Raw genomic sequence first — 6,708 nt, forward strand, 5'->3', positions numbered from 1 at the left:
GGTTGGTCAGCATTGGGCCTGGCACATACCAGGCCCACAGGGTGTCGACTTACATTCAAGCGATCAATTAATGATAGCCGCGCCCACCAGCGCGCCGCTGCACCGGTGCGTGGCTTTGCTTGAGGTCTTCACGCAACCCGGAGATCAGGTTGCAAATCGCTCGACTGCTGTCGAGCTTGTCAGGGTGTATACCTTTGACTTCCAAATCCACCCGGTCCCGGTCGCGGTCGTCGTAGACCTTGATCGTCAACGAGGCATCTTCGGCCTTGGTGCATTCGCACCGTTTAGGCAGGAAACTTCCTTCAATAATGCTGCGAAGCTCTAGTTCTGAAAGCATGGCTAACCTCTCCTTTTTTGAGACTGCCAACAGTTATATGTATCCGACAGGCACTTGCCTGCCACGTCTTGCCAACCCTGGAAGACGCTTTCAATCAGTAAGCCTACTCGGCAAAAACCGGGGTGGTTGTAACCTTTCCTCATAAGCAAACCGCTTGCTCATATTAAAGAAAGCCACCCTCTTGACATCATCGTCGAACCGCAGCGATTAAACGTTTAACTCGCGGCATCGAGCCAAGCGCTTATGTGAAAAGCTTTTTTTCGGCAACATATCGCAAACAATCAACTCATCACCGCTAAGCCGAAGCAGGTTTGCGCTCAACATACGAAACATATACGATTTGTATATCAATTAGACACAGTGAACCTCATGGGCATCGTCAAGATCACCGATCAGCTGCACGAACAACTGCGCATGGCCAGCGCCGCCATGGACCGTTCCATCAACGCCCAAGCCGAGTTCTGGATCAAGATCGGCCTGCTCGCCGAACTCAACCCGCACCTGCCCTACAACGAGCTGATCAACAAGTTGTTGCTGGACAAGCCCGACCTGATCCGGGGGCGCAGCTAATGATCAAGACTCCCGCACAGTTGGCCGTCATGCGTGAAGCCGGGCGCCTGTTGGCGCAAGTCTTCGACATGCTCGACGGCTTCGTCGCCGCCGGCCGCTCTACCCTGGAGCTGGACAGCGCCGTCGAAGCCTTCATCCGCAATGACCTCAAGGCCCGCCCTGCCAGCCTGGGGCAGTACGACTACCCCTTCTGCATCAACACCTCGATCAACGAGGTGGTGTGCCACGGCATGCCCAGCGCCAAGCAATTGCTCAAGGACGGCGACATCATCAACATCGACATCACCTTGGAAAAAGGCGGCTTCATTGCCGACTCCAGCAAGATGTACATGATCGGCAACGTGACGCCCAAGGCCAGGCGCCTGGTGGAGATGACCTTCGAGGCGATGTGGGCCGGTATCCGTCAGGTCAAGCCCGGCGCGCGCCTGGGCGATATCGGCCATGCTATCCAGACCCATGCGCAAGCCAACGGCTACAGCGTGGTGCGCGAATACTGCGGCCACGGCATCGGCCGGCAAATGCATGAAGAACCGCAAATCCTGCACTTCGGCCGCCCTGGCACCGGCCTCGTTCTGCGCGAAGGTATGGTGTTTACCGTGGAGCCCATGCTCAACCAGGGCGGCGCCAAGACGCGCAGTCTCAAGGATGGCTGGACGGTGGTGACCAAGGACAACAGTCTGTCGGCGCAGTGGGAACATACTGTGGCAGTGACGGCGGACGGGTTTGAGGTGCTCACGTTGCAAAAACAAACTGATGCAGAACCGATGGAATCACTACCTTGAGCAATGGGCGCTGATCGGCCATTGAAAAGTCTCCCGAGCGGCCTACCCGCTCGGGAGAGTAACAAACTCAAGGGTGCGCGTGGGCTAGACTAATACCTTCCAGATGGCTCAAGCGATTATCCTTGAGAATGCACTGGGTCGTTATCCGTTGCGGATAGCAACGCATAAACATGTTGGTGAAATGTGTGCCGTAATGAATACGTTCAGTACGGCTCTGACTGAGTAATGGCCTGGCTGAAACGCTGAAACTCGGCTCGTGAAAGTAGGCCATGGCAAAACGCTCACGTGAGTTTAGCTTGACCTTGTGAGGCGTCGAGAGCAGAAGTCCATCGGTCATGAATTGCAAAATATCACCCGGAAACACTGTGAACACGCGCGGTAACGGTTTCACGAACGTCCAGGGCTCGTCGTTTTCGAATAAACCTGCAGTGCTTTCGTCAGGCAACCAGTTGCGCTTGCGATGTTCACCGTCGACCGGAGGGCGAATATACAAACCTCCCACCTCATCCTGAGTAGCGATCACCAGCATGCCGTAGTCGGTATGGGCCCCAATACCTCGGCAGGTTTGCGCCGACTCGGCAGGGAAACGCAGAACACGCATATGGTGCCAGCCATCCTGGCTAAGCTGCGTCAATGCATTTATTTCCAATCCCAGTCCGAGTGCCACCAACTTCAACAACTTTTCGCCCGTGTCACCCAATTCCTCCAGGAAGGCTTTCATGCTGTCGCGGTATTCGTCATTGGGCCATGGCACGGGACCGTGGCACGGCCAGCCGTCTACGACGCGCTGATCCTCCAGTGGGAGATCTTTGCAAATGGTGAAAATTTCCGATTGATCCTGCTCGCCAGCCGTGACCTCTTCGCCAGAAGCAACATACCCTGCATAGGTAAGACTGCTGACTAAGCGCGACTTCTCTTCCCGGGGCAGTTTGAAAAAAGCCTTGCTGGCTGCCATGGCGCGCTTGACCTTCTGGTCCTGTTCGTCATGGATGCTGATCTGAAAAATACCGTCTTTGCGCCACGCATCTATTAGCGCTCGGCCCAATTGGCGATCGGCCTTGCTATCAGTTACAGCTTCAGGCAGGGCAAAAGTTATTAAGTCAGTCATGTCGTGTCTCCTTAAATCCATTAAAGAGACGTGCACTCACAAATGTGACGCTGAACTGCTCCATCAACGGAACTGCTTCAGGCCCAACGTTGCGAGCCTGAATCATGAACGTCGTTATATTCCCATCTGGGAACGGTATTTATAGACTCAGGCGGACAACCTGAAAATAACCGGATGTCGATTTTACTGGTATCGAATCAACCGTCCGACGGCAGGTAAAGGTTGCTCGCCTTCCTGCCCTGGCAACCGCGAGTTTCGGCTATCTGCTTGATTGTTACCACACCTGTCCCTGGCGCTTAAGCTCCAGGCGGCGCACAAACTCCTCCAGCACCAAGCCATACAGGTCGTCCTGCAAGTAGGCGTCTTCGATGCCCGCATCCAGGTTGGGGTTGTCGTTGACCTCGATCACCACGACTTTGTCGCCGGACTGCTTGAGGTCAACACCGTAGAGGCCGTCGCCGATCAGGTTGGCGGTCTTTACCGCCAGTTCCACCACCGCCTTGGGCGCTTCATGGACCGCCAGGGTGCGGCATTCGCCGTTGATGTCCTGGCCGATAGCCTTGTGATTATAAATCTGCCAGTGGCCCTTGGACATGAAGTACTGGCACGCGAAGATCGGCTTGCGGTTGAGCACACCGATGCGCCAGTCGTACTCGGTGTAGAAAAACTCCTGGGCCAGCAACAGCACCGAATGTTCAAACAACTCGGCGGTGGCCTTGAGCAGGGCTTCCTGGCTTTGCACCTTGATCACGCCGCGCGAGAAGCAACCGTCGGGGATCTTCACCACTAGCGGGAAGCCCAGGCGCTCGCCGACCCTTTCGAAGTCTTCCGGTCGCTCCTTGTAGAGAATCTCGGTGGCGGGCATGCCCAGTTGATGGCTGTTGAGCAGGTCGGTGAGGTAAACCTTGTTGGTGCACCGCAGGATCGACGCCGGGTCGTCCATCACCACTAGGCCTTCGCTTTCGGCTTTTTTGGCGAAGCGGTAGGTGTGGTTGTCGACACTGGTGGTCTCGCGGATCAGTAAGGCGTCGTACTCGGCCAGACGTGAATAGTCCTTGCGCTCGATCAACTCCACATCGATGCCCAGGCCCTTGCCGACCCGCACAAAGTTTTCCAGGGCGCGGGCATTGGACGGTGGCAGTTGCTCCTGAGGGTCGTGAAGAATCGCCAGGTCATACCGCGCCAAGCGGCGTGAGCGCGGCTGGCGCCAGATCTTGCGGCTGAAGTTGTCGAGGGCGTGGGCGAACTGGTCTTCCTGGTCATCACGCAACTTGTGCAATACGCCGGACTTAACCCCGTCGATATGCCAGCCATTGTGTTTGCTAAACTCAACTAACAAGATCGGGCACGGGAAGATTTCAAATAACTGGCGGGCCAACTCTTGCAGCGGTTCCATATTGGTTCGACCAAAATAAAGCGTCAGGACAAAGCCTTCGGTATTGCTGTAAAGGTGATGACTCAGGGCTTTATCGAGGGTTTTATCCAGGTCGTCCAGTGACAAACCATACAGCGACTTTTTAGTCAGTTCACTGATGGTGCGCACCGACGGAATCACCTTGTGCCCGCGCGCTTCGGCCAGCAATGAGCAGTAGTAGCCATGGCCCAGGTACTTGTAACTGCGGCACAGGTTGATGACCTGCACACGTTTACCCGTCTCGTTTTCACGGGTTTGCTCAAGGTATTCCTGGGCCGTCACGATGTCTTCGCTGGGAAAGTAGGAGGCCCAATCTTCCTTGCGTTCGACAATGATCACCACTTGCTTGGACGCTTTGGTGGCGACCGATAAATAACCGCTGGAAGTTATTGTCGCCGCGACGTTTTGCTCGGATACTTCACGCCAATGACCTTGTACCGCTGACATAATATTTGATCCGCTTTAGAGAACTCGACCTTTTCTATTAAGCACGATCTTTTAGAGAAGTCCCGTTTCGTTACGTAACTTTTACGGCGGTTATATGGCTCTTTCCTTTCGCGTTGCAACCCCCGCTGATGGGCCTCAATTGGTCGCGCTGGAACACCACTGTTTCACCACCGACCGGCTCTCACCGCGCAGTTTCCAGTGGATGATCAGCCGTGCCCATGGCCAGTTACTGGTAGCGGAAAACGACGCGCAATTGCTCGGTTATGCACTGGTGTTGTTCCATCGCGGCACTTCACTGGCGCGCCTGTACTCCATCGCCATCGCCGAACATGCGCGCGGCATGGGCCTGGGCAAGCAATTGCTGACGCGCATCGAGGCCTGCGCCCTGGAGCATGATTGCGCCTACCTGCGCCTGGAGGTGCGCATCGACAACCGCGGTGCCCTGGCGATGTACGAGCGCAATGGCTATCGCCGCTTTGCGCTGATAAATGACTATTACGAGGATCACACCGCCGCTATTCGGCTGGAAAAACGCATCCTCCAGCACCAGGTCGCACGCCCCCAGAACGTACAGCGATGTCGAACAGATACTCGGCGGCGCCCTGGATCGATCCCAGGTATTGCAGGCCGGCGGGTGCTGTTTAAGCCACCTGCTTGACCCCGGCCTTGGCTTCCAGCTCGCGCACCAGCGGCAAGACGCGTTGGCCGAAGTATTCGACTTCCTCCTGAAAATGCAGGAAGCCGGCCAGTATCAGGTCCACGCCCACGGCCTTGAGCGCAATGATGCGCTCGGCGATCTGCTGCGGCGTGCCAATCAGGTTGGTCTTGAAGCCGTCGTTGTATTGCACCAGGTCTTCAAAGCTGGACTTAGCCCAGTTGCCCTCGCCTTCCGGTGAGGCCTTGCCCGCCTGTTTGGCCGCATCGCCAAACGCATTCACCGCTTCGGGGTCGGCTTTTTCGATGATTTCGGCGAGTACGGCGCGGGCTTCTTCTTCGGTGTCGCGGGCGATCACAAAGGCGTTTACACCCACGTTCACCGAATGGTGATTGGCTGCAGCCTTGGTGCGAATGTCGTCAACCTGGGCCTTGATGCCTTCGGGCGTGTTGCCGTTGGTGAAGTACCAATCCGACACGCGTGCCGCCATGTCCCGCGCCGCCCGTGAGCTACCGCCCTGGAACACTTCCGGCTGGCCGAGCGGTTTGGGTTTCAAGCTGTAATTGTTGAAGCGGTAGAAGTCGCCCTTGAACGTGAAATCGTCCTGGCTCCAGATGCCTTTGAGGGCGCGGATAAATTCCTCGGAGCGGCGATAACGTTCGTCGTGTTCCAGCCAGGGTTCGCCGATCGCCTGGAATTCGCCCTTGAACCAGCCACTGACGATATTCACCGCAATGCGCCCGTTGGTGAGCTGGTCGATAGTCGCCAGTTGCTTGGCCGCCAACGCCGGTTGCCACGGCCCGGGCAGGATCGCCGCGATGACCTTGAGGGTGGTGGTCGCCGCCAGCAACGCATGGCTGAACGCCACGGACTCATGCTGGTTCTCGGCACCGTAACCTGCGGTGAAGCGAATCTGGGTCAAGCCATACTCAAAACCCGCCGCCTCCGCCAGTTGCGCCAGCTTGCGGTTGTACTCGATGCCCCAGTGGGTTCGTTGCTCAATCTTGCTGACGACCAACCCACCGCTGACGTTGGGTACCCAATAGGCAAATTTCACGGCTTGCTGACTCATCGGACGGTACCTCGCACAGGGGATGTACCAGTGCTTAGGCAGCAAGCGTGCCAGGGGCAGGCAAATGCCCGTAGCGTGGGGGTTACGGCGCAAAAAGGGGGATTGAAGCGTTGGCTTGCCAGTGCCTGGTATCGCAGTGATTTGTGGATCTGCTGTTGCTGGAGCAACAGTGGCGACCGGCGCCGTCAAACGTATCCACGATGCGAAGCGAGTAGCTCTTGATCTGCTTTTGATCTTAGGCGCCCCGTCAAACCACGCTGGCCGGAATTCGTCAGGGATTTGGGGGGTAAACCGGCAGGGATGCCGGTTTAGCCGCCCCGCGC

The 6,708-nt window shown here is 56.8% G+C and carries 6 protein-coding genes and 1 pseudogene; 3 read left to right on the plus strand and 4 right to left on the minus strand.

Going from position 1 to position 6,708, the window contains the following annotated elements:
• Positions 1 to 67: 67 nt before the first annotated feature.
• Positions 68 to 337: a DUF1652 domain-containing protein gene (locus ODQ19_RS24650; protein ID WP_116665717.1), complete on the minus strand. Its 270-nt coding sequence runs from the start codon at positions 335 to 337 to the stop codon at positions 68 to 70.
• A gap of 369 nt (positions 338 to 706) precedes the next feature.
• On the opposite strand from ODQ19_RS24650, the gene ODQ19_RS24655 reads away from it, so the two are divergent.
• Together ODQ19_RS24655 and map are read left to right on the plus strand one after the other, a co-directional pair.
• Entirely contained in the window at positions 707 to 907 is a 201-nt protein-coding gene (locus ODQ19_RS24655) for a ParD-like family protein (RefSeq protein ID WP_116665716.1), read from the plus strand.
• Entirely contained in the window at positions 907 to 1,689 is a 783-nt protein-coding gene (map, locus tag ODQ19_RS24660) for a type I methionyl aminopeptidase (RefSeq protein WP_330211466.1), read from the plus strand. Before ODQ19_RS24655 ends, map begins: the two co-directional genes overlap by 1 nt.
• 67 nt (positions 1,690 to 1,756) lie before the next feature.
• Here map and ODQ19_RS24665 read toward each other — a convergent pair whose 3' ends face one another.
• Together ODQ19_RS24665 and ODQ19_RS24670 are read right to left on the minus strand one after the other, a co-directional pair.
• Complete coding sequence (locus ODQ19_RS24665; RefSeq protein ID WP_330211467.1) at positions 1,757 to 2,797, minus strand: 2-oxoglutarate and iron-dependent oxygenase domain-containing protein; 1,041 nt, start codon at positions 2,795 to 2,797, stop codon at positions 1,757 to 1,759.
• A gap of 274 nt (positions 2,798 to 3,071) precedes the next feature.
• Positions 3,072 to 4,658 (minus strand): RimK family protein, encoded by a 1,587-nt coding sequence (locus tag ODQ19_RS24670; protein ID WP_330211468.1) that lies wholly within the window; start codon positions 4,656 to 4,658, stop codon positions 3,072 to 3,074.
• A gap of 94 nt (positions 4,659 to 4,752) precedes the next feature.
• Between ODQ19_RS24670 and ODQ19_RS24675 the strand changes: the two are divergent.
• A pseudogene (locus tag ODQ19_RS24675) lies at positions 4,753 to 5,229 on the plus strand (GNAT family N-acetyltransferase); the annotation flags it as partial.
• Positions 5,230 to 5,299: 70 nt separating this feature from the next.
• On the opposite strand, the gene sfnG reads toward ODQ19_RS24675, so the two are convergent.
• Positions 5,300 to 6,385, minus strand: a complete 1,086-nt coding sequence (sfnG, locus tag ODQ19_RS24680) for a dimethylsulfone monooxygenase SfnG (RefSeq protein ID WP_330211469.1) — start codon at positions 6,383 to 6,385, stop codon at positions 5,300 to 5,302.
• Positions 6,386 to 6,708: the final 323 nt, after the last annotated feature.

This window comes from Pseudomonas sp. AM4(2022) (genome assembly GCF_036346515.1).
Taxonomy (GTDB): domain Bacteria; phylum Pseudomonadota; class Gammaproteobacteria; order Pseudomonadales; family Pseudomonadaceae; genus Aquipseudomonas; species Aquipseudomonas paracarnis.

Bases quoted from the DNA above. Each gene is read 5' to 3' on its own strand.
- ODQ19_RS24655 (WP_116665716.1), top strand. From the start codon at position 707: ATGGGCATCGTCAAGATCACCGATCAGCTGCACGAACAACTGCGCATG.
- sfnG (WP_330211469.1), bottom strand. From the start codon at position 6,385: ATGAGTCAGCAAGCCGTGAAATTTGCCTATTGGGTACCCAACGTCAGC.
- ODQ19_RS24670 (WP_330211468.1), bottom strand. From the start codon at position 4,658: ATGTCAGCGGTACAAGGTCATTGGCGTGAAGTATCCGAGCAAAACGTC.
- ODQ19_RS24665 (WP_330211467.1), bottom strand. From the start codon at position 2,797: ATGACTGACTTAATAACTTTTGCCCTGCCTGAAGCTGTAACTGATAGC.
- ODQ19_RS24650 (WP_116665717.1), bottom strand. From the start codon at position 337: ATGCTTTCAGAACTAGAGCTTCGCAGCATTATTGAAGGAAGTTTCCTG.
- map (WP_330211466.1), top strand. From the start codon at position 907: ATGATCAAGACTCCCGCACAGTTGGCCGTCATGCGTGAAGCCGGGCGC.